The 26599-nt window shown below is 62.2% G+C and carries 29 protein-coding genes; 19 read left to right on the top strand and 10 right to left on the bottom strand.

Annotated elements, in window-relative coordinates:
- Nucleotides 1–120: 120 nt before the first annotated feature.
- Nucleotides 121–2094: an AMP-binding protein gene (locus ACTXGA_RS08735; protein ID WP_443392767.1), complete on the bottom strand. Its 1974-nt coding sequence runs from the start codon at nt 2092–2094 to the stop codon at nt 121–123.
- 339 nt (nt 2095–2433) lie between these two features.
- Between ACTXGA_RS08735 and era the strand changes: the two genes are divergently transcribed.
- The 7 genes from era (at nt 2434) to ACTXGA_RS08770 (ending at nt 6790) form a co-directional block, all read left to right on the top strand.
- On the top strand, nt 2434–3342 hold the full coding sequence (gene era, locus ACTXGA_RS08740) for a GTPase Era (RefSeq protein WP_443392769.1): 909 nt from the start codon (nt 2434–2436) through the stop codon (nt 3340–3342).
- Nucleotides 3342–3671, top strand: coding sequence for a DUF1491 family protein (locus ACTXGA_RS08745; protein WP_443392771.1), 330 nt, complete (start codon nt 3342–3344; stop codon nt 3669–3671). Before era ends, ACTXGA_RS08745 begins: the two co-directional genes overlap by 1 nt.
- Before the next feature lie 131 nt (nt 3672–3802).
- A complete protein-coding gene (gene recO / locus ACTXGA_RS08750; protein ID WP_443392773.1) occupies nt 3803–4534 on the top strand; it encodes a DNA repair protein RecO in 732 nt (243 codons plus the stop codon).
- 67 nt (nt 4535–4601) lie between these two features.
- Nucleotides 4602–5267 (top strand): CDP-diacylglycerol--glycerol-3-phosphate 3-phosphatidyltransferase, encoded by a 666-nt coding sequence (gene pgsA, locus ACTXGA_RS08755; RefSeq protein WP_443392775.1) that lies wholly within the window; start codon nt 4602–4604, stop codon nt 5265–5267.
- Entirely contained in the window at nt 5267–5512 is a 246-nt protein-coding gene (gene moaD / locus ACTXGA_RS08760; protein WP_443392776.1) for a molybdopterin converting factor subunit 1, read from the top strand. The genes pgsA and moaD overlap by 1 nt, the downstream gene beginning before the upstream one ends.
- Before the next feature lie 3 nt (nt 5513–5515).
- The gene (locus tag ACTXGA_RS08765; protein WP_443392778.1) at nt 5516–5959 is read left to right on the top strand and encodes a molybdenum cofactor biosynthesis protein MoaE; all 444 of its coding nucleotides are present in this window, start codon (nt 5516–5518) and stop codon (nt 5957–5959) included.
- A gap of 60 nt (nt 5960–6019) precedes the next feature.
- Entirely contained in the window at nt 6020–6790 is a 771-nt protein-coding gene (locus ACTXGA_RS08770; protein WP_443392780.1) for an FCD domain-containing protein, read from the top strand.
- A 22-nt stretch (nt 6791–6812) separates the two neighbouring features.
- On the opposite strand, the gene ACTXGA_RS08775 is transcribed toward ACTXGA_RS08770, so the two are convergent.
- Nucleotides 6813–8117: an HlyD family type I secretion periplasmic adaptor subunit gene (locus ACTXGA_RS08775; protein ID WP_443392782.1), complete on the bottom strand. Its 1305-nt coding sequence runs from the start codon at nt 8115–8117 to the stop codon at nt 6813–6815.
- Nucleotides 8114–9844, bottom strand: coding sequence for a type I secretion system permease/ATPase (locus ACTXGA_RS08780; RefSeq protein WP_443392784.1), 1731 nt, complete (start codon nt 9842–9844; stop codon nt 8114–8116). The genes ACTXGA_RS08775 and ACTXGA_RS08780 overlap by 4 nt, the downstream gene beginning before the upstream one ends.
- A gap of 195 nt (nt 9845–10039) precedes the next feature.
- Between ACTXGA_RS08780 and ACTXGA_RS08785 the strand changes: the two genes are divergently transcribed.
- The gene (locus tag ACTXGA_RS08785; protein ID WP_443392786.1) at nt 10040–10786 is read left to right on the top strand and encodes an MlaA family lipoprotein; all 747 of its coding nucleotides are present in this window, start codon (nt 10040–10042) and stop codon (nt 10784–10786) included.
- Between the two features lie 36 nt (nt 10787–10822).
- Nucleotides 10823–11410, top strand: coding sequence for an MlaC/ttg2D family ABC transporter substrate-binding protein (locus ACTXGA_RS08790; protein WP_443392788.1), 588 nt, complete (start codon nt 10823–10825; stop codon nt 11408–11410).
- Between the two features lie 129 nt (nt 11411–11539).
- On the opposite strand, the gene ACTXGA_RS08795 is transcribed toward ACTXGA_RS08790, so the two are convergent.
- Nucleotides 11540–13708, bottom strand: a complete 2169-nt coding sequence (locus ACTXGA_RS08795; RefSeq protein WP_443392790.1) for a transglycosylase domain-containing protein — start codon at nt 13706–13708, stop codon at nt 11540–11542.
- Nucleotides 13709–13966: 258 nt separating this feature from the next.
- Here ACTXGA_RS08795 and ACTXGA_RS08800 point away from each other — a divergent pair, with 258 nt between their 5' ends.
- From ACTXGA_RS08800 to ACTXGA_RS08825, 6 genes are all read left to right on the top strand, one after another.
- Nucleotides 13967–14305: a P-II family nitrogen regulator gene (locus ACTXGA_RS08800; RefSeq protein WP_094033158.1), complete on the top strand. Its 339-nt coding sequence runs from the start codon at nt 13967–13969 to the stop codon at nt 14303–14305.
- A gap of 28 nt (nt 14306–14333) precedes the next feature.
- The gene (amtB, locus tag ACTXGA_RS08805; protein WP_443392792.1) at nt 14334–15683 is read left to right on the top strand and encodes an ammonium transporter AmtB; all 1350 of its coding nucleotides are present in this window, start codon (nt 14334–14336) and stop codon (nt 15681–15683) included.
- A gap of 150 nt (nt 15684–15833) precedes the next feature.
- A complete protein-coding gene (locus tag ACTXGA_RS08810) occupies nt 15834–16298 on the top strand; it encodes a RidA family protein (RefSeq protein ID WP_443392794.1) in 465 nt (154 codons plus the stop codon).
- Nucleotides 16298–17047: a glycerophosphodiester phosphodiesterase family protein gene (locus tag ACTXGA_RS08815; RefSeq protein WP_443392795.1), complete on the top strand. Its 750-nt coding sequence runs from the start codon at nt 16298–16300 to the stop codon at nt 17045–17047. Before ACTXGA_RS08810 ends, ACTXGA_RS08815 begins: the two co-directional genes overlap by 1 nt.
- Nucleotides 17048–17081: 34 nt before the next feature.
- Nucleotides 17082–18281, top strand: a complete 1200-nt coding sequence (locus tag ACTXGA_RS08820; RefSeq protein WP_443393144.1) for a GNAT family N-acetyltransferase — start codon at nt 17082–17084, stop codon at nt 18279–18281.
- Entirely contained in the window at nt 18278–18568 is a 291-nt protein-coding gene (locus ACTXGA_RS08825) for a 4a-hydroxytetrahydrobiopterin dehydratase (RefSeq protein ID WP_443392797.1), read from the top strand. Before ACTXGA_RS08820 ends, ACTXGA_RS08825 begins: the two co-directional genes overlap by 4 nt.
- Nucleotides 18569–18662: 94 nt before the next feature.
- Here the strand turns inward: ACTXGA_RS08825 and ACTXGA_RS08830 are convergent, their stop codons facing one another.
- Nucleotides 18663–19151: a peroxiredoxin gene (locus ACTXGA_RS08830; RefSeq protein WP_443392799.1), complete on the bottom strand. Its 489-nt coding sequence runs from the start codon at nt 19149–19151 to the stop codon at nt 18663–18665.
- 82 nt (nt 19152–19233) lie between these two features.
- On the opposite strand from ACTXGA_RS08830, the gene ACTXGA_RS08835 reads away from it, so the two are divergent.
- Together ACTXGA_RS08835 and rsmD are read left to right on the top strand one after the other, a co-directional pair.
- The gene (locus ACTXGA_RS08835) at nt 19234–20439 is read left to right on the top strand and encodes an NAD(P)/FAD-dependent oxidoreductase (protein ID WP_443392801.1); all 1206 of its coding nucleotides are present in this window, start codon (nt 19234–19236) and stop codon (nt 20437–20439) included.
- On the top strand, nt 20436–21011 hold the full coding sequence (rsmD, locus tag ACTXGA_RS08840; protein WP_443392803.1) for a 16S rRNA (guanine(966)-N(2))-methyltransferase RsmD: 576 nt from the start codon (nt 20436–20438) through the stop codon (nt 21009–21011). The genes ACTXGA_RS08835 and rsmD overlap by 4 nt, the downstream gene beginning before the upstream one ends.
- Here rsmD and ACTXGA_RS08845 read toward each other — a convergent pair.
- Entirely contained in the window at nt 20987–22033 is a 1047-nt protein-coding gene (locus ACTXGA_RS08845) for a TRAP transporter substrate-binding protein (RefSeq protein ID WP_443392805.1), read from the bottom strand. The genes rsmD and ACTXGA_RS08845 overlap by 25 nt on opposite strands.
- Nucleotides 22034–22283: 250 nt before the next feature.
- On the opposite strand from ACTXGA_RS08845, the gene ACTXGA_RS08850 reads away from it, so the two are divergent.
- Nucleotides 22284–23264, top strand: a complete 981-nt coding sequence (locus tag ACTXGA_RS08850; RefSeq protein ID WP_443392807.1) for an MBL fold metallo-hydrolase — start codon at nt 22284–22286, stop codon at nt 23262–23264.
- A gap of 30 nt (nt 23265–23294) precedes the next feature.
- Here ACTXGA_RS08850 and ruvB read toward each other — a convergent pair whose 3' ends face one another.
- The 3 genes from ruvB to ruvC are packed head-to-tail and all read right to left on the bottom strand — an operon-like array spanning nt 23295 to nt 25492.
- Nucleotides 23295–24323 carry a Holliday junction branch migration DNA helicase RuvB gene (ruvB, locus tag ACTXGA_RS08855; RefSeq protein ID WP_443393146.1) on the bottom strand — a complete coding sequence of 343 codons (1029 nt, stop codon included), beginning with the start codon at nt 24321–24323 and terminating at the stop codon, nt 23295–23297.
- A 12-nt stretch (nt 24324–24335) separates the two neighbouring features.
- Complete coding sequence (gene ruvA, locus ACTXGA_RS08860; protein WP_443392808.1) at nt 24336–25007, bottom strand: Holliday junction branch migration protein RuvA; 672 nt, start codon at nt 25005–25007, stop codon at nt 24336–24338.
- Nucleotides 25004–25492 carry a crossover junction endodeoxyribonuclease RuvC gene (ruvC, locus tag ACTXGA_RS08865; RefSeq protein ID WP_443392809.1) on the bottom strand — a complete coding sequence of 163 codons (489 nt, stop codon included), beginning with the start codon at nt 25490–25492 and terminating at the stop codon, nt 25004–25006. Before ruvC ends, ruvA begins: the two co-directional genes overlap by 4 nt.
- 329 nt (nt 25493–25821) lie before the next feature.
- On the opposite strand from ruvC, the gene ACTXGA_RS08870 reads away from it, so the two are divergent.
- A complete protein-coding gene (locus tag ACTXGA_RS08870) occupies nt 25822–26028 on the top strand; it encodes a DUF1127 domain-containing protein (protein ID WP_443392810.1) in 207 nt (68 codons plus the stop codon).
- A 119-nt stretch (nt 26029–26147) separates the two neighbouring features.
- Here the strand turns inward: ACTXGA_RS08870 and ACTXGA_RS08875 are convergent, their stop codons facing one another.
- Nucleotides 26148–26492 carry a hypothetical protein gene (locus tag ACTXGA_RS08875; RefSeq protein WP_443392812.1) on the bottom strand — a complete coding sequence of 115 codons (345 nt, stop codon included), beginning with the start codon at nt 26490–26492 and terminating at the stop codon, nt 26148–26150.
- Nucleotides 26493–26599: the final 107 nt, after the last annotated feature.

The raw sequence follows: 26599 nt of genomic DNA on the forward strand, positions 1-26599 counted from the left end.
TTCACGCACCTGTCCCTTTTTTATTGTAATTGGGCTGCGCCATCGAAAAAGCGCCGCTGTTCAGGCAGCGCCCTGCGGGATGGCGGGCGGGGCGATCCGCGCAGCGGGAGCGTCCGAACATCATTCCGCCGCCATCGCCTTGGGCGTCACCGGCACGACCTTGGCGTCGCGAATCTGCAGCGTTGCCTTGATCTTGCCCTTGCGCCCGTCTTCGTAGGTCACTTCCGTCTCTGTGTAGACGCTCTCGGAGCCATCGTACAAAGCGGTCACAAGGTCGGCGAATTTCTCTCCGATCACCTTGCGGCGCACCTTACGCGTCCGCGTCATCTCTCCATCGTCCGCGTCCAACTCCTTGTGAAGAATAAGGAAACGGTGAATTTGGCAACCAGACAGCATCTCGTCTGCGGCGACACTGACGTTCACCTCTTCGACATGCTTTTGCACGGCCTCCAAAACCTGCGGGTGCTGCGCCAGTTCCTGGTAGGATGCATAGGCGATGTTGTTGCGCTCGGCCCAGTTGCCCACAGCCGTCAGATCGATGTTGATGAAGGCCGTGCAGCGATCCTTGTCCGCGCCGAAAACCACGGCCTCCAGGATGTTGGCGTAGAACTTCAGCTTGTTTTCTACGTACTTGGGCGCGAACAGCGCCCCATCGGCCATCTGACCCACATCCTTGGCCCGGTCGATGATCCGCAGATGCCCGCTGCTCTCTTCGATGAAACCGGCATCCCCGGTGGCGACCCAGCCCTCCGGGTCCTTGGTATCCGCGGTGCTTTCCGGGTTCTTGTAATACTCCACAAACGCCCCGGGCGAGCGGTAGAAAACCTCGCCATTCTCGGCGATCTTCAACTCGACGCCGGGCGCTGGCACCCCAACGGTGTCCGAACGGACCTCTCCATCCGGCTGCACGGTGATGAAGACGCTGGCCTCAGTCTGGCCATAGAGCTGTTTAAGGTTGATCCCCAAAGAGCGATAGAAATCAAAGATTTCCGGCCCGATCGCCTCGCCGGCGGTATAGCCCACGCGGATCTTCGAGAAGCCCAGGGCATTCTTCAGCGGGCCGTATACCAGGAATTCACCCAGCGCGTATTTCATCCGGTCCATGATCCCGACGGGTTTTCCATCAAGGATCGCGGGACCCACCTTGTGGGCATGGGCCATGAAATGGTCGAACAACCGCTTCTTGAAGGTCCCCGCATCCTCCATGCGGATGGTGATCTGCGTCAGCTGCGTCTCAAAGATCCGCGGCGGCGCAAAATAATAGCTGGGCGCGATTTCGCGCAGGTCCGTCAGCAGGGTCTCTGCCGATTCCGGGCAATTCACGCAGAACCCCGTCCAGTAGCCCTGACCGATGGAAAAGATGAAATCGCCCACCCATGCCATCGGCAGATAGGCCAGCACGTCATCGGTGCGCTGGATGTTGTCGAATTCGGAGGCGGCCCGCGCGCTTTCGATGATGTTCCGGTTCGACAGCACCACGCCCTTCGGCTTGCCCGTGGTGCCCGAGGTATAGAGCATCACGCAGGTGTCGTCATAGGTCAGCCCATCGCGGCGGCGGCGCAATTCCTTTTCATATTCGTCACGGGCAGCCCTGCCCTGTTCCTGCACATGGCTGTACTGGTGCATATGGCTGTGGTCATATTTCCGCAGGCCGCGCGGATCGACATAGATCAGGTGCTCGAACTGGTGCAGGTCGTCCTGCACTTCGATCACCTTGTCCGCCTGTTCCTGGTCGGCCACGATGGCAAATCGCGCGCCGCAATGGCCCAGAACGTATTCCATCTCTTCGGCAACGGCGTCCTGATACAGAGGCACGGGGACGGCGCCCACGCTCTGCGCGGCAACCATCGACCAGTACAGGGTGGGGCGGTTGCGCCCGATGATGGCGACGAAATCGCCTTCGTTCACGCCAAGGTTCAACAGACCAAGCGCCAGCGCCTCGATCTCGGCCTCTGTCTCGGCCCAGCTCCAAGTTTGCCAGATCCCGTATTCTTTTTCACGGTAGGCAGGCGCCGAACCGAATTTGGTGGCGTTGCGGTGCAATAGCGCCGGAACCGAGCGCAGACCCTCTGCGCCCTCAGCCTGATGTGCCAAGTCTATTCCTCCCCATGCCGGTTTCCCCGACATCCCTCGTGGCCCGTCGTTGCGTGCCGATCGTGGTTCTCCCACGATTCTGACCGCCATTTGGGCAATTCAAACACTCGGGGTCAACTTTTTCCTGAGGTTTTCCGAATTGTTACGAATCCTTTCAGCGCCAGTTGCGTCCCTGAACGCGGGGGGCGACCGGAGCGAAGGTGCTCAAAAGCAGCAGCCGGACCCTGCCAATCCACGCGGCCCTCCACTGCCTCCGCTCCGTTCCGCCCCCATCCCTCTGGCCAGCACCGCCAAAACCCGCTAAAGCGCAACCTTCCGCATCCTTAGCCAAAGCCAGACATGACCAAACGCGCCGGTTTCATCGCCCTGATCGGAGAGCCCAACGCGGGCAAATCCACCCTGACCAACCGCATGGTCGGGGCCAAGGTCTCTATCGTCACCCACAAGGTTCAGACCACCCGCGCCCGCATTCGCGGCGTGGCCATGGAAGGCGACAGCCAGCTTGTCTTTGTCGACACACCCGGCCTGTTCAAACCCCGCCGCCGTCTGGACCGCGCCATGGTCGCCGCCGCATGGGGCGGGGCTGCCGACGCGGATGTAATCGTCCTGCTGATCGAAGCGCACAGAGGCATCACCGAAGGGGTCGAACGCATCCTGGACGGCCTGAACGAGCTGCCCAAGGGCCGCACCGTCGCACTCGCCATCAACAAGATCGACCGGGTCGAGGCGCCCAAGCTACTGGCTCTGACAAAGGATATGAACGAGCGCTTTTCCTTTGCGCAGACATTCATGATCTCGGCGGAAAAGGGCTATGGCATCGAGGAACTGCGCACATGGCTGGCCGGGGAAGTCCCTGAAGGCCCCTGGCTCTATCCCGAAGACCAGATCGCCGATCTGCCGATGCGCATGATCGCGGCCGAGATCACGCGCGAAAAGCTGACCCTGCGACTGCATCAGGAACTGCCCTACCAGCTGACCGTCGAAACAGAGAGCTGGGAGGAACGCAAGGACGGCTCTGCGCGTGTGGATCAGGTGATCTACGTCGCCCGCGATGGCCACAAGGGCATCATCCTTGGCCACAAGGGTGAAACGATCAAGGCGATCTCCAAGGCCGCGCGCGAGGAACTGACCGAATTCGTCGGCCGTCCGGTCCACCTCTTCCTGCAGGTCAAGGTGCGCGAGAACTGGCTCGAAGAGGCCGAGCGCTATTCCGAAATGGGTCTGGATTTCAAGGACGGCAACGCCTGATGGCACGGCTGACCACCCGTTTCTGGGTCGATGCCTACCTTGCCCGCCTGCGTCTGTTCGATATCCCGGCTTATGTGACGTCGCACGGCGACGATCAGGCCGGCGCGGTTCTGGTCAAACTCTGCCCGCTCGACGGCAGCGCCCGCGCCTTTACCCGCGGATTCGACCTGACGACCGGCGACCGCCAGTGGACTGAACTGACCACCGGACCAGAGGCCGTGGTCGATGCCACCGTCTCCCGCCAGCGCAGCTTTGACCCCGATCTCTGGGTGATCGAGGTCGAGGACCGGCAGGGTCGCCATCTGCTGGACGATCCCTCGCTCGCCTGACCTGCCCCTCAGTCTGGTTGGGAACGCCCCGGCCCGAGGCCCTGCAAAGGGCCGAGATATCCTGTGCGGCCGCAGGCTGCGCCTTTGGATCACGGCTTGCCAAACCGCCGCCACATCCCGATCTTGACGCCATGGACTGGCGCGACACTGGCATTCTTCTCAACACCCGCAAACACGGAGAGACCTCGCTGATTCTAGAGGTATTCACGCCGGAACACGGACGACATGCGGGCGTCCTGCGTGGCGGCACCTCGCGCAAACTTGCCCCGCATCTGCAGCCCGGCGCACAGCTGGACCTCAGCTGGCGCGCGCGGCTTGAGGATCATATCGGAAGCTTCACCGCTGAACCGCTCCGATCCCGCGCGGCCAGCGCGCTGTCGGACCGGCTGGCGCTGGCGGGGCTCAACGCCGTGACCGCCCTGCTGGCCTTCTGCCTCCCCGAACGCGAACCGCATCCCGGTCTCTATGCCCGCTCGGAAAAGCTGCTGGATCTGCTCCCCCACCCCGAACTTTGGCCACTGGCCTATCTTCACTGGGAACTGGCCCTGCTCGAGGAGATGGGTTTTGGGCTCGACCTCTCCGCCTGCGCCGTGACGGGTGCATCCGAGGGGCTGGCTTTTGTCTCGCCAAAATCCGGGCGCGCGGTTACTCACGCAGGCGCAGGCGACTGGTCGGACCGCCTGTTGCCGTTGCCAGAGGTGCTGTTGGGTCGCGGAGAGGCCAGTGATGCGGACATCCTGCAGGCGCTGGCGACCACTGGCTATTTCATGGAAAACCGGTTGGCCCCTGAACTGCGCGACAAACCCCTGCCCGCTGCACGCTCGGCCTTTCTGAGCCGGCTCAGGGCGCGCGCGGCATCCTGACCTCACACGCCCCGACCGCATCGCCAAGCCTTCCCCCTTCCCCGAGAACCGGCTAGAGAAGGCCACGATGAAACTCACTCTGCCCAATATCCTGACCATCCTGCGTCTGCTCGCCGCCCCCGGGCTGGCGATCATGTTCCTGTATTTCTCGCGCCCCGTTGCAGACTGGTGCGCGTTGATCTTGTTCATGGGCGCGGCCATCACCGATTGGTTTGATGGCCACCTTGCGCGCAGTTGGCAGCAAATCACCAAGCTCGGCACCATGCTGGATCCCATCGCGGACAAGGCGATGGTGCTCATCGCGCTGACCGTCATCATCGGGTTTTCCTCCTGGTCGCCTTGGCTGGTGTTGCCGGCCACGGTCATCGTCTTCCGCGAGGTATTTGTATCCGGCCTGCGGGAATTCCTTGGTGACACGGCGGGAATGCTCAAGGTGACAAAGCTGGCCAAATGGAAGACCACGGCCCAGATGGTTGCGATTGCTGTGCTCTTTGCACAGGGCATATTCGAGCACTATCTTGTCGTATCAAGCATCGGCATGGGCGATGAGATCATCGGTCAGGTCCTGCGCGGAGAGGTCGAGGACGTGATGGGCCTGCGCTGGAAATATCAGGGGATGGTCTGGTCCGGGCAGGGCGGGCTGGCGCTGCTCTGGGTCGCTGCCGCGCTGACGCTGATCACCGGGTGGGACTACTTCCGCAAGGCCATGCCGCATCTGAGGGAGGATCGCTGATGGACGTTCTCTATTTTGCATGGGTGCGCGAACGCATCGGTTTGCCCCGCGAAACGGTCGAGACCGGGGCGGCCACAGTGGCCGACCTTGTGGCGGAATTGAAGGCCCGCGAAGAACGCTATGCCGCCGCTTTCGAAGACCTCAGCGCGCTTCGGGTCGCCGTCGATCAGGAACTGACCGATTTTGACGCCCCGCTGAATGGCGCCCGCGAAGTTGCCTTTTTCCCACCGATGACCGGGGGCTAAACGATGCGCGTCGTCGTGCAGGAGCACCCTTTCGATTTCGGGGCTGAGGCCGCTGCCTTTGCTTCAGGACACCATGATATGGGCGCCGTCGTGACCTTTACGGGCATCGTGCGCGATCTGGCCGAGGGCGGCCTGCAGGCGATGGAAATCGAGCATTACCCGGGCATGACCCAGAAGGCGCTGGAAAAAATCGCAGCAGAGGCGGTTGAACGCTGGTCGCTGGGGGATGCACTGGTGATCCATCGCTTTGGCCGGATGGAACCCGGTGCGCAGATCATGATGGTTGCCACCGCCGCACCGCATCGCAAAGATGCCTTCGAGGCCGCGGAATTCCTGATGGACTATCTCAAATCGCGCGCGCCGTTCTGGAAAAAGGAACACACAGCGCAGGACGCCGGATGGGTAGCAGCAAAAGACGAGGATGAGGCCGCGCTGACGCGCTGGTAACGTCCTCTTGCTCCGGCGCGATGGTGGTCATATCATCTGACCAATTCGCGCAGGACACACATGCCTTTTCAGCCCGTCACCCCGGAAAAGTTATCTACCGCTGTCGTTCGGCAGATCGAGCTTTTGATCCTGCGCGGCGTTCTGCGCCCCGGAGAACGCCTGCCCTCAGAACGTGATCTGTCCGAGCAGTTGGGGGTGTCGCGTCCGTCGCTGCGGGACGCGGTGTCGCAATTGCAGGAACGCGGTTTGCTGACCTCCAAGGCGAATGCCGGCATCTTTGTCACCGATGTCCTTGGCTCCGCCTTTTCCGAACCGCTGATCCAGCTTTTTGCCAGCCATGATGAGGCGGTGTTCGATTACCTGTCCTTTCGGCGCGATATGGAAGGACTGGCCGCCGAGCGCGCCGCCATCCACGGAACGGATACCGATCTGGCGGTGATCGCTGCCGTCTTTGCCAAGATGGAAGCGGCCCATGCCAAGCGTAATCCGGCCGAGGAATCCGGGCTGGACGCCGAGTTTCATCTCGCCATCATCGAGGCCAGCCACAACGTCATCATGCTGCACATGATGCGGTCGATGTACCAGTTGCTGCGCGAAGGGGTGTTCTACAACCGCCAGATCATGTTCAAGCAGCGCACCACCCGCGACAGCCTTCTGCAACAGCACAGGGCCATCAATGACGCGCTTCAGGCCCGGGATGCCGCGGGCGCGCGCGCGGCGGTCGAGGCGCATCTGGGCTTTGTCGAGGCCGCGTTGAGCGCCGACCGAACCGCCGACAAGAACGAAGCAATCGCGCGCCAGCGCCTGCAGCGCGAGGCCGACAGGGGTTGACCGCAACTGGCCACCAAGAGGATCAGCTTTCGCGGAAGGCCTTGGCGAAATAGTCCGTGAAGGGTTTCACCAGATAGGCAATCGGTGTGCGGTCCTCTGTCCGGATAAACGCCTCCACCGGCATACCGGGGATCAGCACCGCGCCTTCGGGCAGGCGGTCGATCTCACCATCCCTCAGCACGATCTCTGCACGGTAATAACTGACCTTCGACGTCTCGTCGGTAAAGGCATCCGCCGAAATCTGCGTCACGGTCCCGAACAGCTCCGGGGTTTGCCGCTGATCCAGCGAGGAAAAGCGCAGAGACACCTCCTGTTTCACAAAGAGTTTGTCGATGTGGATCGGCTCGACCTGCGCAGCGATGACCAAGGGGCGATCCTGCGGGACAAGGAACAGGACCGGGTCGGCGGGCCGGATCACCGACCGTTCGGCGTACACCGTCAAGCCGTAAACCACGCCGGATACCGGCGCGCTGATATCCAACCGGTTCAGACGTTCGCGAATCGCAAGACGCTGTTCGGCCAGTTCGCGTTCGCGGAACAACAGATCACGCAGGGTGGTGATCGCTTCTTCGCGGCGCTTGTTCTGCAGGGTCAGGATCTGGATATCGATTTCCGTGATCCGCCCCTCGGCTTGCGCCTTGGTCGACTTCAGCTCACCTGCCGTGCCCGCAAGACGCGCTTCCTCACGCTTCAGCGCAAGGATTTCCGGCGCGCGGACAAGGCCCTGCCGCTCCAGTTCTTCCTTGTTGACCAGTTCCTCGCGGATCAGTTCCAGTTGGCGATCCAGCGCGGCCTGCTGCGCCTCGACCCCGATCACCTGATCGCGGATCTGATCGGCACGTTTGCCCAATTGCTCGATCTCGGCCTTGATCGACTCGCGCCGGGCAAAGAACTGATTGCGCTGACCTTCGACCAGTTCGGCCACTTCGGCGTTGATCTCCGCCCGTTGCAGGACCTCCTCGGGAAAGACGATCTCATCCTCCAGGTCGCGTTCCGCCTGCAACCGCGCCCGGCGCGCCATCAGTTCGAACAACTGACCTTCGATGATGTTCAATTCGGAGAGCAACAGGGTCGGGTCCAGACGGATCAGGGTGGCCCCGGCTTCGACCGTGTCACCCTCATCTACGAGGATAGACGCCACGACGCCGCCATCCGGATGTTGGACCACTTGCCGGTTCTGATCGACCTCGATGGACCCGCTGGCCACGATGGCGCCCGAAATATTGGTTGTCGCGGCCCATGTTCCAAATCCGCCCACAAGGACGGCCAGCAGCAGGATACCGCCAATCATCGGGCCGCGCATGGGAAATTGCTGTTCGGGTGTCATCGCACACCTCCCGGTCCGGCTTTCTGCAGTTGCTGGTGGTTCTTGACCATGGCCTGCAACACCTCATCCTTTGGACCAAAGGCGGCGCGCCCGCCGTTTTCGAGCATCAGAAGCACGTCGCATTCCTTGATCGCCGCTGGCCGGTGCGCCATGATCAGCACCGCCTTTCCTTCTTCCTTGAAACTGCGGATCGCCTTGTTCACGGCCTCTGACCCTTCGTTGTCGAGGTTCGAGTTCGGCTCATCCAGCACAAGGATGACGGGATCGCCGTACATCGCGCGGGCCAGACCGATCCGCTGCATCTGTCCACCAGACAGCCGCCCGCCCGCGGCGGAAACGCGCGTGTCATAGCCCTGCGGCAGCTTCAGGATCATTTCGTGGGCGTCGGCCTTCATCGCCGCCGCGACCACCTTTTCGGCGTCCGGCTGCGGAGACAGGCGGGCAATGTTCTCGGCAATCGTACCGTCGAACAGAGTGACCCGCTGCGGCAGATAACCGATGTGTTTTCCCAGCGTCTCAGGCCCGTATTGGTCCAGAGAGGCACCGTCCAGCCTGATCTTGCCGCCCGCAGGCCGCCAGACCCCGGTCAGGGCGCGCGCCAGTGTCGACTTGCCCGCCCCCGATGGACCGATGACGCCGCAGGCCTGCCCGGGATTGATGTTGAACGACACCAGTCGCAAAGCGGCCTGCTGTTCTCCGGGGGCCACGACGGTCAGTTGCTGCACGTCCAGCTTTGCCTGCGGACGCGGCAATTCCGTGCGGTCGATATCCGGCGGGATCTCGGACAACAGCTGTGCAAGGTTGTCCCAGCCTTTGCGCGCACGGGTCACAAGAGCCCATTGACCGATCAGCAGTTCGATGGGCGCCAGCGCGCGCCCCATCAGGATCGACCCCGCAATCATCGCCCCGGGCGACAGTTCTCCCTGAAGCACAAGATATGCGCCCAGACCCAGCATCGCGGATTGCAGCAGCATCCGGAACGTCTTGGTCAGGGTCGAGAATGTGCCGGTCAGGTCTGCCGACGTGATCTGTCCGCTCAACGATTGGCTGCGCGCGGTCATCCAGCGTTTGAAGGCGTCGCCGCGCATCCCTAGAGCCTGCACCATCTCCGCCTCTTGGCGGATCTGTTCGGCGGTCCGCTCGGCCTGCATGACGGCCATGTTCGATTTCAGTGTCGGTGTCTTGCTGATCAACTGGTTCAACAGCGTCACAAGGATCAGGGCCACGCCGCCGCAGATGGCCAGATACCCCATCCAGGGGTGAAAGATCATGATCGCGATGATGAAGAACGGCGTCCACGGGATGTCGAAAAACGCCATCAGCGCCGGCGAAGACATGAGCCGCTGCACCGATTCCAGATCGCGCAGCCCCGTCTGGGCCAATTCGTCATTCTGGACCGCTGCGCGCCGCACCACCGCATCGAAGACCCGCAGGTCCAGCGCCGACTGGAACCGTGCCGCCACGCGCCCCATGATTCGCCCGCGCACATAGTCGAGCATGCCCATCATCGAATAGAGAAACAGCACAAGGACCGACAGCGCGATCAGCGTCGCGACGGACCGGGAGCCCAGAACGCGGTCGTAGACTTGCAGCATGTACATCGGGCCCGTCAGCATCAGGATGTTGACGAACAGGCTGAAGATACCGACGAACCAGTAATAGGGACGACTTTTCCGACGGGCGGCGCGCAATTCTTCGCGGCCGTTGTCTTTCTGTGCGGTGCTCATGCGCCTCGGTCGCCCTTTGCTTTGTCACGGGCCGGAATGTGTGACAGTCTGATTCTGTCTTATACCTTGTCGCCATTGTGCCACAGGGTAAGGGTTTCCGGCATCCTACGTTGGGTACAATCGGATATGGAATTAGATAGCCTTTTACGGAAGCTTTCCGGCTTTCCCAAGTGCTTTGAAAAGGACGGGGCGCGCATGTTGCGTTTGAGGGCGGTCTTACTGACGGCAGTGGTATGTGGTGTGGCTGCCTGTTCGGTCCCCGGACCCGGCGACGCGCCGGACGGGATTCATGATCCCTACGAGAAAAACAACCGCAAGGTGCATGAGTTCAACCGCAAAGTGGACAAGAAGCTGTTTGCCGGTTCTGGTCCGGGATATGCGGAAACCGTGCCGCTGGGCGTTCAGCAGTCAATCTCCAGCTTTGCGGACACCGTTTCGCTGCCGAAAACGGTCGTGAACCAGTTGCTGCAGGGGCGCCTTGTGCGGGCCAGCAACAACACCGTGCGGTTTGCGCTGAATGCGACCATCGGGATCGGTGGACTGTTCGACGTGGCCAACGAATGGGGCCTGCCCCGCGATGAGACCGATTTCGGTGAAACGCTCGCCGTCTGGGGTGTGCCCGAAGGGGCCTTTGTCGAGGTGCCGTTCTTTGGCCCCTCGACCGAGCGCGACACGGCAGGCGATGTGGTCGATCTGTTCACCGATCCGCTGAGTTACGTGGTGCCAGCGCCGGATCGTTATATTGGCACCGTAGCCAAGACGCTGGACAAGGTCGGTGAGCGGTCGCGGTTCAAGGATACTGTCGACTCGATCCTGCACGACAGTCCGGACAGTTACGCGCAACTGAGGCTGATGTACCTGCAAAACCGCCGCTTCGAACTGGGCCAAGAGGCGCCGGGCGGCGATTTTGATCCACTTTCCGTGGATACAGAAGGCTTCTGAAAGCGTTAGAAACAAGTTATTCGAAAGGAGCCCGCCATGACGCACCTCACTCGCCGCGCGTTTTTTACCGGAAGCGTCGCGCTGGCCACGTTGCCAGCCCTTCCCGCCTTTGCCCTGACCGCCCAGCAGGCCGCGAACCTCGTAGGCGGGATGGTCAATGAAATCAATGCGGTGATCGCCTCGGGAAAATCCCCAAGCGCGATGTACCGGGATTTCGAACGCATTTTCAACAAATACGGCGACACCCGGGTGATCGCGGCAAACGCGCTGGGTGTCGATGCACGACGTGCCAGCAATGCCCAGAAGAAAGCCTTTACCGATGCTTTCACCGGCTACATTTCGCGCAAGTACGGCAAACGTTTCCGCGAATTCGAAGGCGGACGGCTGGAAGTGCAATCGGTCGGCCAGATCCGGCGCGGTTTCGACGTACGCTGCATTGCGTACCTGCGCGGATCCGATCCCTTCCGGGTCAGCTTTCACGTCTCCGATTCCAATCGGTTCTACAACCTGTTCATCGAAGGTGTGGACATGCTACTGACGGAACGCAGTGCCATCGGATCCATGCTGGACGCCCGTCGTGGCGATATCGACGCGCTGATCGCCGACCTGCGCAAGGCCAGCTGATCGGCCGCAATTGGCCTGTTTGGACAGTCAAAGGCCCCCGCCCCAATGGGACGGGGGCCTTTTGTCGGCTGGACCTGTGCCATGTAGCCTGTTTTGCGTTCCGCGCGCCCAAAGGCCAGGGCGTACCGCTCAGTTTCCGCCAAGGATGTCCCGCAAGACCTGCTCCAAAATAGTCTGGCGCTGCCGCCGCTGTTCCGGCTCCGAAACCGGCGGGGGGGCGGGCTGTGTGATCACCGGCGCGACCGGTTCAGACATGGGCAACCCCTTCGCCGGCAGGCCTTCGTGAACGCGGACCATCACCTCGTGCCAAATCTCGGCCGGCAGACCGCTGCCGGTCACGCCGGTCAGGGGGGTGTTGTCGTCATAGCCCATCCAGACCCCGGCGACGTAATCGGCGCTGAAACCCACGAACCAGGCGTCGCGCGCCTCCTGACTGGTGCCGGTCTTGCCCGCAACCTGTCGGTCCGGCAGCGCCGCGCGCCCGCCGGTGCCCTCTGTCACCACGCGGTTCATCATCCAGACCAACTGACGGGCGGCCTCTTCGCGGATCACCCGCTCTCCCATGCCGCCACCGGTGCCCATCAGCGGCTCACTTGCACCTTTCAACCGCAACACACGCAGACCGTAGGGCGTCACCGAGGAGCCGCCGTTCAGAATGCCCGCATAGGCCCCCGTCATTTCCAGTAGGGTCGCCTCTGCCGCGCCCAGCGCCAGCGCGGGCGTATCGGCCAGTTCGCGGTGAATGCCAAAATCCCGCGCCACCCGCAGAACAAGGTCCCGGCCCACGGCCTCGGACACCTTGACCGCCGGGACGTTGAGGGAACTGCGCAGGGCTTCGGCCAGCGTTACGGTACCATAGTGCCGGCGCGAATAGTTTTCCGGACACCACTGACCCGAGCCGGGAATGTTCAGGCAATAGGGTTCATCCACCACCGTATCCAGCGGCGAATATCCCAACTCCAGCGCGGTGGCATAGACAAAGGGCTTGAAGGCCGATCCGGTCTGCCGCACCGCCTGCGTCGCGCGGTTGAACAGTCCCGTGGCATCGGTATCGCGCCCGCCCACCATGGCCCGCACCGCGCCATCTGCGGACATCACAATCACGGCGACCTGCGCCTTTGACCCCGCCTTGACCTTCTCGGAAAAGATCTTGTCGACCGCCTGCGCGGTGGCCCCCTGAATGCGTTGATCCAGCGTGGTTTCGATGACCACGTCCTCTGTCGTGTCGCGGGTAAAGAAATCCGGGCCGGACTGCATCACCCAATCGGCAAAGTATCCGCCGCCAAGGTTCTCCGCATTGGTCGCCAGCGTTGCCGGATTGTCCTGATAGCGCTGCGTTTCCGCGTCCGACAGATAACCCTGATCGTTCATCAGGCGCAAAACCGTGGCTGCCCTTGCCTGGCTGCGTTCAAGGTCGGACGTCGGGGCCAGCGTCGACGGCGCCGTCAGCAGGCCCGCCAGCATCGCGGCCTCTGCCGGGTTCAGCGCCGACGCCGGTTTCGCAAAGTAACGCTGTGCGGCGGCCTCTGCCCCGTAGGCGCCTCCGCCCATGTAGGCACGGTTGAGATAGATCGAAAGGATCTCGTCCTTGCTGTATTTCGCTTCCATCGCCATCGCGAAAAGCGCTTCCCGCGCCTTTCGGCTCAATGACGTGCGACGGCAATCGGCCACATATTCGGCCTCGTTCTTCCACTCCGTCGGGTCGAACTCCACCCCAAGGCAGAGCAGTTTCGCCGTCTGCTGGGTGATCGTCGATCCGCCATGCCCTGACAGTGGCCCGCGCCCTTCGCGCAGGTTGATGCGGATGGCGCTGGCCACGCCACGGGGGCTGACGCCGAAATGCCAGTAGAAACGCCGATCTTCGGAGGCCACGACAGCGTTCTTAAGATGTGGGCTGACACTGTCGGCGGTCACGACACCGCCGAACTGGTCGCCGCGCAGGGCAAAAACCTCTCCGTTGCGGTCCAGCAATGTGACAGAGCCCCGGGCCCGTCCGTCCAGCAGCGTGGGTAGCTCGGGCAACGTGCTGTAGACATACAGGACGGCGCTGCCGACCAACAGGAAGGCAACGACCGTTGCCGTCAGGGTCAGACGCCAGATCAGCCGCAATACCCAGCGCACGATACCGGCAAAGAACCCGATGATACCGCCGCGCCCGCGGCGGACGGGTTTGCGCTTGGTACGTGTGCGGGCGGTCCGCGCCGTCTTGGACAATTTGGCAGCAGGCTTCGTGGCCGCACCGCGCGGATGACGCCGGTCAGCGACCAGGCGTTTGCCCTTTCCTCGTGTTGTACTCATCAACTCTGCCCGTGACAGTCCTGCTCTTTGGTCCGAGTCTACCGGGAAGCGCAGGGAATGTTGACCACCCCCAGCGCCTCGTTGACTTTATTTTCAGCCTAAATTTTCACCACTTTCCAATTTGTGCGCAAAAATTAGACGCTCAAAGGCCTTTTGCTGCCCGGAATCCGGGCTTCTCCCTTCTAATCCGGGCGGGCGACCCGTTTTGCTGCCGGTGCAAACAGCGGGGGACACCCTGCCAGACCGAAGGGGACCAAGGTGAAACTGATCATTGCAACGATCAAGCCGTTCAAGCTGGAAGAGGTGCGTGAAGCTCTCACCGGGATCGGCGTGCGCGGCATGATGGTGACGGAAATCAAGGGCTTCGGCTCTCAGTCCGGCCATACCGAAATTTATCGCGGCGCGGAATACGCTGTGAACTTCGTGCCGAAAATCAAGCTGGAAATCGTCGTCTCGGCTTCGATGGCCGACCAGGTGATCGAAACCATCAAGACCACCGCGCAGACCGGCAAGATCGGCGACGGCAAGATTTTCGTGCTCGACGTGCTTCAGGCCGTGCGCGTGCGCACCGGCGAAACCGACGCAGACGCGCTCTGACGCGCAGTTCATCGTGAGGGAAACAGACATGAAACTACTCAAGACGCTCGCTCCGGCTGCCGCGCTGACGGCCCTGCCGAGCCTGGGCTTCGCACAGGACGCGGTGGCGGGGATCGATGCCTCGTCCGACTCGATCTTCATCTTCAACTCGCTGCTGTTCCTGATCGGCGGCTTCCTCGTCATGTGGATGGCTGCGGGTTTTGCCATGCTTGAGGCCGGCCTCGTCCGGACCAAGAACGTGGCGATGCAGCTGACCAAGAACATCTCGCTCTTCGCGATCGCCGCCGTCATGTACTACCTGATCGGCTACAACCTGATGTACCCGCTGGGCAGCTGGTCCATCGGCACCGATGAAACCGGCGGCTACCTTGGCGCCTTCGGCGTTGCCGTTCTCGAAGCCGTTGGCGTTGGCCGCGACGCAGCCGATGACTATGGCTATGCCTCGACCGGCTCGGATTTCTACTTCCAGCTGATGTTCTGCGCCACCACCGCCTCGATCGTTTCCGGCACCCTGGCCGAGCGCATCAAGCTGTGGCCCTTCCTGATCTTCACCGTCGTTCTGACCGGCCTGATCTACCCGATCCAGGCGTCGTGGAAGTGGGGCGGCGGTTTCCTTGACAGCCAGTATGGCTTCCTCGACTTCGCCGGTTCGACAGTTGTGCACTCGGTCGGTGGCTGGGCGGCTCTGGCAGGCGCGCTGATCCTCGGCCCGCGTATCGGCAAGTACACCAAGGACGGTCGCACCGTGCCGATCATGGGTTCGAACCTGCCGCTGGCGACGCTGGGCACGTTCATCCTGTGGCTGGGTTGGTTCGGTTTCAACGGCGGCTCGCAGCTTGCCATGGGCACCGTGGGTGACGTTGCAGACGTGTCGCGCATCTTCGCCAACACCAACACCGCAGCCGCCGGTGGTGCCATCGCCGCGCTGATCCTGACGCAGCTGATGTACAAGAAGGTCGACCTGACCATGGTGCTGAACGGCGCGCTGGCTGGCCTCGTATCCATCACCGCCGAGCCTCTGACCCCGACGCTGGGTTCGGCCACCCTGATCGGTGCCGTGGGCGGTGTCATCGTGGTCTTCGCCGTGCCGATGCTCGACAAGCTGAAGATCGACGACGTGGTTGGCGCCATCCCGGTTCACCTGCTCGCAGGTATCTGGGGCACCCTCGCCGTTGTCCTGACCAACTCGGACGCCACCATCGGCGGCCAGCTGATCTCGATCATCATCGTCGGCGTGTTTGTCTTCGTCGTCTCGGGCGTGGTGTGGTTCATCCTCAAGGCCATCATGGGCATCCGGGTTTCGGAAGAGGAAGAAATCACCGGTCTCGACATGGCCGAGCTGGGTATGGAGGCATACCCGGAGTTCTCCAAAGGCTGAGGTTCTCCTTCCACTCAGTCTTTGATCCACTGGCCCGGGCGTTCGCGCCCGGGTTTTTTATTTTCGATCTGTTCCGTCCCGGTAACGGGCCACAGCTTGCGTGCCCGTCACCCCGCCGCTAGCGTGGCGCCAAACCTCACGGAGCTTCCCATGACCAATTCCATCGACGCGCGCCTTGCGGAACTGGGCCTGACGCTGCCCGACGCGCCCGCCCCTGCCGCCAACTACGTGCCCTTCGTCATCTCCGGCAACACGGTCTACGTGTCCGGCCAGATCAGCATGGGGCCCGACGGCCTGATTACCGGCAAGCTGGGCGACACCATGAGCGTCGAAGAAGGCGCGGCAGCGGCCAAGTCCTGCGCGCTGAGCCTGCTGGCACAGGTCAAGGCCGCCTGCGGCGGTGACCTGTCGCGGCTCAAGCGCGTGCTCAAGTTGACCGGCTTCGTGAATTCGACCCAAGACTTCACCGATCAGCCCAAGGTGATCAACGGCGCCAGCGACACGCTGGTCGAGATCCTCGGTGACGCAGGGCGCCATTCGAGATCGGCGGTTTCGGCGGCCTCCCTGCCCTTGGGAGTCGCGGTCGAAATCGAAGGCATCTTCGAGATCGCCTGATGATCCTCCTTCCGTCGGTCTTCCTTGACCGTCCCATCGCGCACCGTGGTCTGCATGGTCAGGCGGGTCCCGAAAATTCGCGCGCGGCGGTTCGGGCCGCCGTAGCGGCCGGATATGGCATCGAAATCGACCTTCAGCTGTCCAAGGACGGCTGCGCCATGGTCTTTCACGATTATGATCTGAAACGCATGACCGGCAGTTCCGGCCCGATCCAGCAGCGGTCAGCCGCAGATCTTGCCGATCTCACCTTGATCGGCGGGAACGAAGGCGTGCCAACACTGATCGAGGTTCTGCAAATCGTGGACGGCGCAGCGCCGCTCTTGATCGAACTCAAGGATCAGGACGGGCAGATGGGCCCGAACATCGGCACGCTGGAGGCAGCGACAGCTGCTGCGCTCGACGGGTACACCGGCCCCGTGGCCCTGATGTCCTTCAACCCGCATTCGGCGGCAGAAATGGCCCGGATTTGCCCAAGCCTGCCACGCGGCCTGACCACCTGCGCCTATACCGCCGATGACTACCCGACGCTGAAGGAGGAACGCCGCGACCTGCTGCGTCAGATGCCGGGGATAGAGACGATGGGCGCGAGTTTCATCAGCCATGACCACGATGACCTTGCCTCGCCGCTGGTGGCCAAGCAAAAGGCACGTGGGCTGAACATCCTGTGCTGGACAATCTGCTCGCCCGAGGAAGAGGCAGAGGCGCGGCGTATCGCCGAGAATATCACCTTCGAAGGTTACGCCGCTTGATCCGTGGCGCGGAGGTGCCAGATTGACAGGTGTCATGATGCACCAGAGCCCTTCGCCCACGCTGACCGTTTCGGTCCTGACCTCGCTCGATCAGATCGACGCTGCGGTCTGGGATGCCTGCGCCTGCCCGGAAACGGCAGAAGGCGGGCGTCCCATTGACCCGTTCACCACGCACCGTTTCCTGAAAGCGCTGGAGGACAGCGGGTCGGTCGGGCGCGGCACCGGGTGGGACCCGCGCTACCTGATGGTAGAGGCCGACGATGAGGTGATTGCTGTCGCGCCGCTGTACGCCAAGAGCCACAGTCAGGGTGAATACATCTTTGACCACAACTGGGCGCACGCCTTGGAAAGCGCCGGCGGGCAGTATTATCCAAAACTGCAGATCGCTGTTCCCTTTACGCCCGCCACCGGGCGACGGTTCCTGACCAAACCGGGGCGTGAGGTTGCTGGCATTTCGGCGCTGGTTCAGGGCGCGGTTCAACTGGCCTCTGAAAATGAGCTGTCGTCCCTGCACATCACCTTCTGCACCGAGGCCGAGGCGATTGCCGGGGAGGAAATGGGCCTGTTGCGCCGCACGACGCAGCAATTCCATTGGCAGAACCACGACTATCGGGATTTCGACGCCTTCCTTGCCAGCCTCAGTTCCCGCAAGCGCAAGAATATCCGCAAGGAGCGCGCCCGCGCGCAGGACTTCGGCGGCGAAATCTGGACCTTGACCGGCGACGCAATCAAGCCCGAGCATTGGGAGGCCTTTTGGCATTTCTATCAGGACACCGGTGCGCGCAAGTGGGGGTCACCCTATCTGACGCGCGCATTTTTCGACATCGCCCATGAAACCCTGCGCGACGATATCGCGTTGGTCATGTGTACGCGCGATGGCCACTACGTTGCCGGTGCGCTGAACTTCATCGGACGTGAGGCGCTTTATGGGCGCTATTGGGGATGTGTCGAAGATCATCCCTGCCTGCACTTCGAAGCGTGTTATTATCAGGCCATCGACTTTGCCATCGCCCACGGGCTGAAGTCGGTCGAGGCGGGTGCCCAGGGGGAACACAAGCTGGCGCGAGGCTACCTGCCGCGACAGACACACTCGCTGCACTGGCTGGCAGAGCCGGGCTTTTCGGATGCTGTCGCGCGGTACCTTCAGGCCGAACGCCGCGCGGTGGACGAGGATATCGAAATCCTCACCGCCTATGGCCCGTTCCGCAAGGACAGAAGGGAAGAGAGAGAATGACCGAGAAACTGTCGGACACCGCCCGCAAGACCGTGCTCGAACCCCTGCTGAACAGCGGCTGGACCATGGTCGAAGGACGCGACGCCATCTGCAAGACCTTCGAGTTCAAGGATTTCACGGAGGCTTTTTCATGGATGACCCGTGCTGCGCTCTGGGCCGAGAAATGGAACCACCATCCGGAATGGTTCAATGTCTACAAGACCGTGCAGGTCACGCTGTCGACGCATGACGTGGGCGGACTGTCAGCGCTGGACGCAAAACTGGCCCGCAAGATGGACAGCCTTTGATACGCGAAGGGGCGCCGCCGATGCAGCGCCCCGATGCGTTTTACCGGCCCCTGTGCACCTTCGTAGATGAACTACGCACAGGTTTCCGCCCGTGTTACATCGCCGCCAAAAGCGCCTCGCCGGACGAGGTCTCACACACACCGCGGCCCAGTTCCTCATGCAGGATCGTTACCTTGCCATCGTTCACAAGCATCGTGTAGCGCTTTGACCGGTCGAAAAAGCCCAGTTCGGGCACGCTGAACTCCATCCCAAGCGCCTTGGTATAGGCCGCGTCCAGATCGCTCAGCAGCAGGATCCCCGCCTTGTCTGCGCCGGTGTCCTGCGCCCAGGCTGCCATGACGAAGGGATCGTTGACCGACACGCAGATGACGTCCTGAACGCCTTTTGCTTCCATCGCTTCCTTCGTCCGGATCATGCTGGGCATGTGGGCGGTGCTGCAGGTGCTGGTAAAGGCCCCCGGCAGGCCAAAGATCACCACCTTGCGTCCTGTGGTCAGGCTGCTCAGCGGTACCTGTTCGGGTCCCTTGTCTCCCATACGAACCAGAGTTGCCTCGGGGAGGCTGTCGCCTTCGGAAATGGCCATTGTCCTGTCGCTCCTGCGAATTGCGTTTTACCTAATGCCGATTATAGGGTTGCCGTGGCCAAGGAAAATGGGGAACCGTCAAATGAGCGACGTCGTGGTGATCGGAGCGGGGCAGGCAGCGGCCTCTCTGGTGGCGCGTTTGCGCAACAAGGGCCATGAGGGCAAGATCACCGTGATCGGTGAGGAACCCGCCCCGCCCTATCAGCGTCCGCCACTGTCCAAGGCTTATTTGCTGGGCGAGATGGAGCTTGAACGGCTCTACCTGCGGCCCGAAAGCTTTTATGCCGACAGCGGCATCACCCTGCATCTGTCGGAAACCGCCATCGCGATAGACCGCGCCGACAAGAAGATTGTCGCAGGGGGCCAGTCGATTTCTTATGACCACCTCGCCCTGTGCACCGGATCGGTGCCGCGCCGCCTGCCCGCAGCCATCGGCGGCGCATTGGAAGGCGTGCATGTGGTGCGCACGCTGAAGGACGTGGACGAAATGGCCCCTGCCTGCACCGCCGGAAAACGCGTGCTGATCGTCGGCGGTGGCTATATCGGGCTGGAGGCGGCCGCGGTCTGCTGCAAGCTGGGCCTGAAGGTCACGCTGGTCGAAGCGGCGGAGCGCATTCTGCAGCGCGTGGCCGCGCCTGAAACCTCTGCATGGTTCCGCGAGTTGCACAAATCCCATGGCGTTGACCTGCGCGAAGGCATCGGGTTGAAACGCCTGATCGGTGACGGGCATGTGACCGGCGCGGAACTGGCGGATGGCACCACGCTGGAGGTTGATCTGGTGATCGTCGGCGTGGGCATCACCCCCGCCACCCAACTGGCCGAGTCCTGCGGGTTGGAAATCGACAACGGCATCGCCGTCAACGCGCACGGCCAGACCAGCGACCCGGCAATCTGGTCCGCAGGCGACTGCGCCAGCTTCCCGCAGGGCGACACCCGGATGCGGCTGGAATCGGTGGGCAATGCCATCGATATGGGAGAGTTGGTGGCAGACAATATCATGGGCGCAAACCGGGCTTATGAGGCCAAGCCCTGGTTCTGGTCGGACCAATACGACGTCAAGCTGCAGATCGCCGGCCTGAATACCGGGTATGACCACGTCGTGGTCCGCAGGGACGGCGAGGCGCTGTCGCACTGGTACTACGCGGACGACACCCTGTTGGCGGTGGATGCGATGAACGACAGCCGCGCCTACATGGTGGGCAAACGCCTGATCGAATCCGGCAAGAGCCCGGCCCCTGAGGTGGTTTCCGACCCGGAAACCAACCTCAAGGCACTGCTCAAGGCGTGAGGATCATTGCCGGAGATTGGCGTGGGCGGCGACTGACAACCGTGGGCAAGGGCGATGCGGGCGCGCATCTGCGCCCCACAACCGACCGCACCCGCGAAAGCCTGTTCAACATGCTAGCGGGCGGGCGCTTTGGCGACCCGTTCGAAGGCGCGCGAGTGCTGGACCTATTCGCCGGGACCGGCGCGCTGGGGCTGGAGGCGCTGTCGCGCGGGGCGGAGCACCTGACGCTGGTCGATGACGGGCGCGTGGCCGGAAAGTTGATCCGCGAAAACATCCGCAAGTTGGGCTGCGCGGACCGCACGCGCCTGATTGCCCAGAACGCTACCCGCCTGCCCCACGCAGATGCGGCCTGTGACCTGATCTTTCTCGATCCGCCCTATGGCAAGAATCTGGGCGGCAAGGCGCTGACCTCTGCCCAGTCCCAAGGCTGGATCACGCCCGGCGCGCTGGTGGTCTGGGAAGAACAAAGCCCCCAGGATGCTCCTGAGGGCTTTGCGTTTCTTGAAACGCGCCGCTACGGCGACACGCATGTGACGCTACTGGAGGCTCAGGAGCCCGACGCCTCCTCATGAGCTTCGGCCACAAAGGCGCGCGCATCATCGACCAGTTGTTGCGCCGGCAGTCCCTTATCGGTCTTGTCGGCGATCCACTCTGAAATCACCTCATCCCCAAGCGTCTTGATCCGCGCAGTTTCAGCTTCGGACAGGGTGGCGATCTGGTTGCCTGCGGCTTCCATCACCAATTTGCCCTCGGCATCGCCGGTGTCATGCGCGCGCCCAGCCCAGGCCGAGGCCATCAGACCGGAGTTGGCGTCGATGACAGCCCGCAGGTCGTCCGGCAGGCCTTCATAGACGTCCTTGTTCATCGCCCAGATGAAGTAGAGGTTGTAGAGCGAAAACTCACCGGCCACATCGGTGTGGCTGTCGGTCAGTTCGTCCAGCTTCAGCGAGGGCGACATCTCCCAAGTGATGACGCCACCGTCAACAACACCCTTGGACAGCGCCTCGGGGAAGGCCGGGACCGGAATGCCGACAGGCTCTGCACCCAATTTCTCAAGGAGCAGAGTCGCCGGGCGCGACGGGCCACGCAGCTTCAACCCTTCCAGATCTTCGACCGTCTCGATGGCCGGGCCTTTTTTGTGGACCAACCCGCGCCCGTGCATGTGCGCGGCGATCAAATGGACGTTCTCGAAATCATCGGCGAGATACTTTTGAGTAAAGTGCCACGCGGCGATGGAAGCTTCCTCGGCGGATTTGGTGACCATGAACGGCAGTTCCAGCACCTCGGCCTCGGGGAAACGGCCGGCTTGATAACCGGGAATGACCCAGCCGCCGTCAATGACGCCGTCCTGAATAAGGTCGAACTGGTCCGGCGCGGACCCGCCCAATTGCATGAAGGCGTAGATCTCGACCTTGATGCGTCCGTTGGAGTCCGCCTCGACCTTCTCGGCCCAGGGTTCGATGAAATGTTTTGGATTGGCAGAGTTGGGAGAGACAAAATGCTGGAAACGCAGCGTGACCTCCTGTGCCAATGCGGGACCGCTCAGCAGGCTGGCGGCAAGGGCAATAGCGGTGGTGCGGAAGGTCAGGTTCATGGCGATCTCCTTTAGGATCGTGTCTTCGCCGCAGTGCAGCGGCGGCACAGACATACGGCGCGTTTCGAACTGTCGCAACCGCCCCACAGGGACAAACCGCCGCAGAAACATCTTTAACCAATTGGTAAAAAACATTATTTTCGCTACCTCAGTGAATTCAGGATGTCTTTCCCTCTGGACGTATTGAACTGGAAATTTCGCCTTTCCCTGATATTATCTCATGCGAATGCATGAATGACTGGGAGGACTCATGTCGATTTTTCGCCCCTCGCGCCGCGAGATTCTCAGCCTTGCGGCAACGGCCCCGGCGCTGGCCCTGCCCGCTTTGACCGCCACTCCCGCTCGCGCACAGACGCTTGGCGCGCCCGCCGCCGCCAACCCCGCCCATTTTCGGTTCCAACTGGGAGAAGCAGTCCTGACCGTGGTCTCGGACGGACATCTTGAGATACCGGCAAACGGGCTGGGCGTGAACGCCGACCCCGAAGAGGTCAAAACCTTCCTCGAAAGCTACTTTCTGTCGCCGGAAACCAATTACTCACACACCAACCACCTCGTGATCGAGATCGGCGATGCGACGGTTCTGGTCGACGTGGGGTCCGGCAACCGTTTTCTGCCGACCGCGGGCAAGCTGATGGGAAACCTCGACAGCGCCGGGATCGATCCGGGGGCGATCACCGATGTGGTCATCACTCACGCCCACCCGGATCACGTCTGGGGCATCCGGGACGATTTCGATGAGGCCATCCTGCCCGACGCCGCCTACCATATCGGGGGCACCGAACGTGATTACTGGCTTCAAGACGGCCTGGCCAATCAGGTGCCGACAGAGATGCAGCAATTTGTCGTCGGGGCGGTGAATTCACTGAATGTCGACGGGGCGGATTGGTCCGTCGCCAGCGACGGGACAGAGATCGTGCCCGGTGTTCGGGTGATCGACACCCCGGGGCATACCCTGGGTCATATGTCGGTTGTGGTGGAGTCTGGCGGCAAACAGCTGATCGCGCTGGGGGACAGCATGAACCACGCCTGGATGAGCACGACGCGCCCCGACTGGGTCAGCAATTTCGACATGGATGCGGATCTGACCGTATCGACGCGCAAACGTCTTCTGGACATGGCGGCGACCGACCGGATGGCGGTTCTGGGCTATCACTTCCCCTTCCCCGGCGTTGGTCACATCGCGCGCGAGGGCGATGCCTATCGGTTCGTTCCGGCGCTCTGGCAGTGGTGAACCACCTGTAGGGATGAAACCGGGTCGGGCTCAGCCGTCGAACATGTCGGCCTGGCCCGGGGCCCGGGGCGCAGGCAGGCCAAGGTGTGTCCACGCCTTGGCCGCCAGCATACGGCCGCGCGGGGTGCGCTGAATCAGCCCCTGTTGCAGCAGGTAGGGTTCCACCACTTCTTCCAGCGCGTCGCGGCTTTCGGACAGTGCGGCAGAGATTGTCTCGATCCCCACCGGGCCCCCGGCGTAGTTTTCCGCCAGCAGGCTGAGATAGCGACGGTCCGCGCCATCAAGACCAAGACCGTCCACGCCAAGGCGCGTCAGGGCGCTGTCGGCAAGCGCGCGGGTCACCACGCCGCCCCCTTCGACAACGGCAAAGTCCACCACGCGGCGCAGCAACCTCCCGGCGATCCGCGGTGTCCCGCGCGCCCGGCGCGCGATTTCCATGGCACCGTCTCCTTCGACACGCACGCCAAGTTTGACTGCGTTGCCGGCAACGATCGTCTCAAGTTCCGGAATGGTGTAGAAATTCAGCCGCGTCGGAATGCCAAAGCGATCGCGCAACGGCGTTGTCAGCAGGCCCAGCCGCGTCGTCGCCCCGACCAGAGTAAAGGGCTGCAACTCGATCCGCACGGTGCGGGCCGCCGGCCCCTCACCAATGACAAGGTCCAGTTCAAAATCCTCCATCGCGGGATAGAGCACTTCTTCGACCGCCGGGTTCAGGCGGTGGATCTCGTCGATGAACAGCACGTCGTTGCGCTCGAGGTTCGTCAGGATCGCGGCCAGATCGCCCGCCTTGGCCAGCACCGGACCGGAGGTCATGCGAAAGCCGACGCCCAACTCGCGCGCCATGATCTGCGCCAGAGTGGTCTTGCCCAGCCCCGGAGGCCCGTGGAACAGCGTATGGTCCATCGCCTCGCCCCGGGTACGGGCGCTGGCAATGAAAACGCGCAGGTTGGCGCGCGCCTCGGCCTGCCCGACAAAATCGACCAGCATCTGCGGGCGCAGGGCGCGGTCGCGGTCCTCTGGCAGGGTCTCGGGGCGAAGTGCGGGATCAGGCTCGGCCATGGTCATTCCCTGTTACCCCTTGGGCGCCAGCAAGCGAAGGGCGGCGCGGATCAACTCGGCCGTTTCGGCCTCCGGGGCGGTGCCTGCGGCCTCGGCAACGGCACTGGCCGCCTCTGAAGGCGCATACCCAAGGTTGCCAAGGGCCGAGAGCGCCTCGGCCTGCGCATTGGCGCGCGCGGGTGGCGGGTTGGATACAGTTGATGCCGCTGAAGGTGCATCTGTCACCGGCTCGGTGAGCGCCATTTCGCCCCCTGTCGGAGTCGAGACACCCATCGCCATGATTGCCGGGGCCTTGTCTTTCAATTCATTCACGACGCGCTGCGCAGTCTTGGGACCGATGCCCTTGGCCGCCTTGATCGACGCCCAATCGCCAAGCGCCAGCGCCCGGCTGACCCCATCCGCGCCCAGTGTGCCTAGAATGGCCAGAGCGGCCTTGGCGCCGACGCCCTGAACGGACATCAACAGCCGGAACCATTCCTTTTCGACCAGCGTGGGAAAGCCAAAGAGCTGCAACAGGTCTTCGCGCACCAGCAGATCGGTGAACAGCGCGGCAGCCTCTCCGGGACCGGGAAGCGCCGCACGCACCCGGTCCGTACAGTAGACAACATAGCCGACACCGCCCGTATCGATCAGCACATGATCCTCACCGTGGTAGACGATCCGCCCTGCGATGCGCCCGATCATGCCAACACCTTAATGCGCCGGGTTCCCATGTGATGCGCATGGCAGATCGCCACCGCAAGCGCGTCCGCCGCGTCAGGACCGGCGGGCATCGCACCCGGCAGCTGCAATTTCACCATGTGTTCGACCTGATGCTTTTCGGCGTGTCCGACACCCACCACCGTCTTCTTGACCGAGTTCGGAGCATATTCGCCGATTTGCAGCCCAAACTGCGCCGGCACCAAAAGGGCGATGGCGCGTGCCTGACCAAGCTTCAGGGTGCCCGCCCCGTCGCGGTTGACGAAAGTCTGTTCAACCGCCGCCTCCTGCGGTTCCATGCGACGGAAAATGTCGGTCAGAAGCTCATGCAAGGACAAGAGCCGTTCGGCCAGTTCCTTGCCCTGCGGCTTGCACAACCCGTTGTCCACATGCCTGAGTCGGCTTCCCTCGACCTCGATCACGCCCCAGCCAAGGGTTCTCAGCCCCGGATCAATGCCCAATATCCGCATGGATGCCTGCTTTTGTTGTTATTCCGCCACGAGTAGCACGAAAGGCGAACAAAAGCCAAGGTTAATGCGTTGGCGTCAGTTTGCGACACCTGTCGTTTCACGACCGACACACTGCGTCTGGATGCGGCATACGGCGGCTTGAAATCGACATTGAAAAGGCGATTTTTAATGAATAATCAATGTGGTTAAGCACTGTTTCTGCCATGCAGAAACTGCATGTGACCCATGCAAATTTTGCGGCTTGTTGAGGCACAAAGCCCAAACTATGTGCGGTTTCAGAACGAAACACGGACCTCACCGTCACAACATCTTATGCAAGGAGACCAGCGATGGCCGCATATGACATCAACCGCCCGTACGCCGCTGCAAGCTCCGCCGCACGCATCGGCGGCCTCTTTTCCGCAGCTATCGGCGCATTCGCCGCTTGGAATGACGCACGCCTGACGCGCAACAGCCTGTCCACCCTCACCGACCGCGAACTGGACGATATCGGCCTGCATCGTGGTGACATCGAAGCTGTGGCACGCCGCTACTGAACTGAACGCCTGGGCTCGCCGATTGGGATGACCCGGCGGCACAGGCGTCCGACACCACTCACGACACAGAGAAACGACCGCGCTCCAATCTGGACGCGGTCGTTTTTTTTGGATCGGTGTCAGCCGAAGAAAGGTGCGACCAGGTCGGACAGCAATTTCGTCACGGGGTCGATCTGCATGATCCAAGCACCGGCGCGTTCGTACAACGTACCGACGGACAGGCCATTCAGGGTCGCCACATAGGCTTCCTGACCCAGCCAGGACAGCACAAGCACCTTGAACGCCAGGATAACCAGAACCAGCTTCATGGCCAGTCGCAGGCCGATGCTGCCCGCCTTGTTGTCGGGGACCTGAATGATCAGGCCAGCGTGATCCATCTTGGTGGTAAAGCCCTGTGCCATACGCATGTGCTTGCGGCGCAGCGCGCTTTCACGCTTTCGGAAATTCGTCATTGCGTCAGACATGACAGCCTCGTCTCAACCAGCCCCCACCAGTTGAGACAATTTTTAGACAATCATTGCGGCAAAATTGAGGCAAACCCCTTCAATTTGGGCAAAACGGCCTTGGTTAA

It is taken from the genome of Antarctobacter jejuensis (assembly GCF_052266595.1).
GTDB classification, from domain to species: Bacteria; Pseudomonadota; Alphaproteobacteria; order Rhodobacterales; family Rhodobacteraceae; genus Antarctobacter; species Antarctobacter jejuensis.

Coding starts and splice junctions, on each gene's coding strand:
- ACTXGA_RS08770 (WP_443392780.1), top strand. CDS start 6,020: ATGCCTTTTCAGCCCGTCACCCCGGAAAAGTTATCTACCGCTGTCGTT.
- ACTXGA_RS08775 (WP_443392782.1), bottom strand. CDS start 8,117: ATGACACCCGAACAGCAATTTCCCATGCGCGGCCCGATGATTGGCGGT.
- recO (WP_443392773.1), top strand. CDS start 3,803: ATGGACTGGCGCGACACTGGCATTCTTCTCAACACCCGCAAACACGGA.
- moaD (WP_443392776.1), top strand. CDS start 5,267: ATGGACGTTCTCTATTTTGCATGGGTGCGCGAACGCATCGGTTTGCCC.
- ACTXGA_RS08845 (WP_443392805.1), bottom strand. CDS start 22,033: ATGAACCTGACCTTCCGCACCACCGCTATTGCCCTTGCCGCCAGCCTG.
- ACTXGA_RS08790 (WP_443392788.1), top strand. CDS start 10,823: ATGACGCACCTCACTCGCCGCGCGTTTTTTACCGGAAGCGTCGCGCTG.
- ACTXGA_RS08795 (WP_443392790.1), bottom strand. CDS start 13,708: ATGAGTACAACACGAGGAAAGGGCAAACGCCTGGTCGCTGACCGGCGT.
- ACTXGA_RS08870 (WP_443392810.1), top strand. CDS start 25,822: ATGGCCGCATATGACATCAACCGCCCGTACGCCGCTGCAAGCTCCGCC.
- amtB (WP_443392792.1), top strand. CDS start 14,334: ATGAAACTACTCAAGACGCTCGCTCCGGCTGCCGCGCTGACGGCCCTG.
- ACTXGA_RS08765 (WP_443392778.1), top strand. CDS start 5,516: ATGCGCGTCGTCGTGCAGGAGCACCCTTTCGATTTCGGGGCTGAGGCC.
- ACTXGA_RS08830 (WP_443392799.1), bottom strand. CDS start 19,151: ATGGCCATTTCCGAAGGCGACAGCCTCCCCGAGGCAACTCTGGTTCGT.
- ACTXGA_RS08875 (WP_443392812.1), bottom strand. CDS start 26,492: ATGTCTGACGCAATGACGAATTTCCGAAAGCGTGAAAGCGCGCTGCGC.
- ACTXGA_RS08825 (WP_443392797.1), top strand. CDS start 18,278: ATGACCGAGAAACTGTCGGACACCGCCCGCAAGACCGTGCTCGAACCC.
- ACTXGA_RS08780 (WP_443392784.1), bottom strand. CDS start 9,844: ATGAGCACCGCACAGAAAGACAACGGCCGCGAAGAATTGCGCGCCGCC.
- ruvA (WP_443392808.1), bottom strand. CDS start 25,007: ATGATCGGGCGCATCGCAGGGCGGATCGTCTACCACGGTGAGGATCAT.
- pgsA (WP_443392775.1), top strand. CDS start 4,602: ATGAAACTCACTCTGCCCAATATCCTGACCATCCTGCGTCTGCTCGCC.
- ACTXGA_RS08820 (WP_443393144.1), top strand. CDS start 17,082: ATGATGCACCAGAGCCCTTCGCCCACGCTGACCGTTTCGGTCCTGACC.
- ruvC (WP_443392809.1), bottom strand. CDS start 25,492: ATGCGGATATTGGGCATTGATCCGGGGCTGAGAACCCTTGGCTGGGGC.
- ACTXGA_RS08835 (WP_443392801.1), top strand. CDS start 19,234: ATGAGCGACGTCGTGGTGATCGGAGCGGGGCAGGCAGCGGCCTCTCTG.
- ACTXGA_RS08810 (WP_443392794.1), top strand. CDS start 15,834: ATGACCAATTCCATCGACGCGCGCCTTGCGGAACTGGGCCTGACGCTG.
- ACTXGA_RS08745 (WP_443392771.1), top strand. CDS start 3,342: ATGGCACGGCTGACCACCCGTTTCTGGGTCGATGCCTACCTTGCCCGC.
- ruvB (WP_443393146.1), bottom strand. CDS start 24,323: ATGGCCGAGCCTGATCCCGCACTTCGCCCCGAGACCCTGCCAGAGGAC.
- ACTXGA_RS08815 (WP_443392795.1), top strand. CDS start 16,298: ATGATCCTCCTTCCGTCGGTCTTCCTTGACCGTCCCATCGCGCACCGT.
- ACTXGA_RS08850 (WP_443392807.1), top strand. CDS start 22,284: ATGTCGATTTTTCGCCCCTCGCGCCGCGAGATTCTCAGCCTTGCGGCA.
- era (WP_443392769.1), top strand. CDS start 2,434: ATGACCAAACGCGCCGGTTTCATCGCCCTGATCGGAGAGCCCAACGCG.
- ACTXGA_RS08785 (WP_443392786.1), top strand. CDS start 10,040: ATGTTGCGTTTGAGGGCGGTCTTACTGACGGCAGTGGTATGTGGTGTG.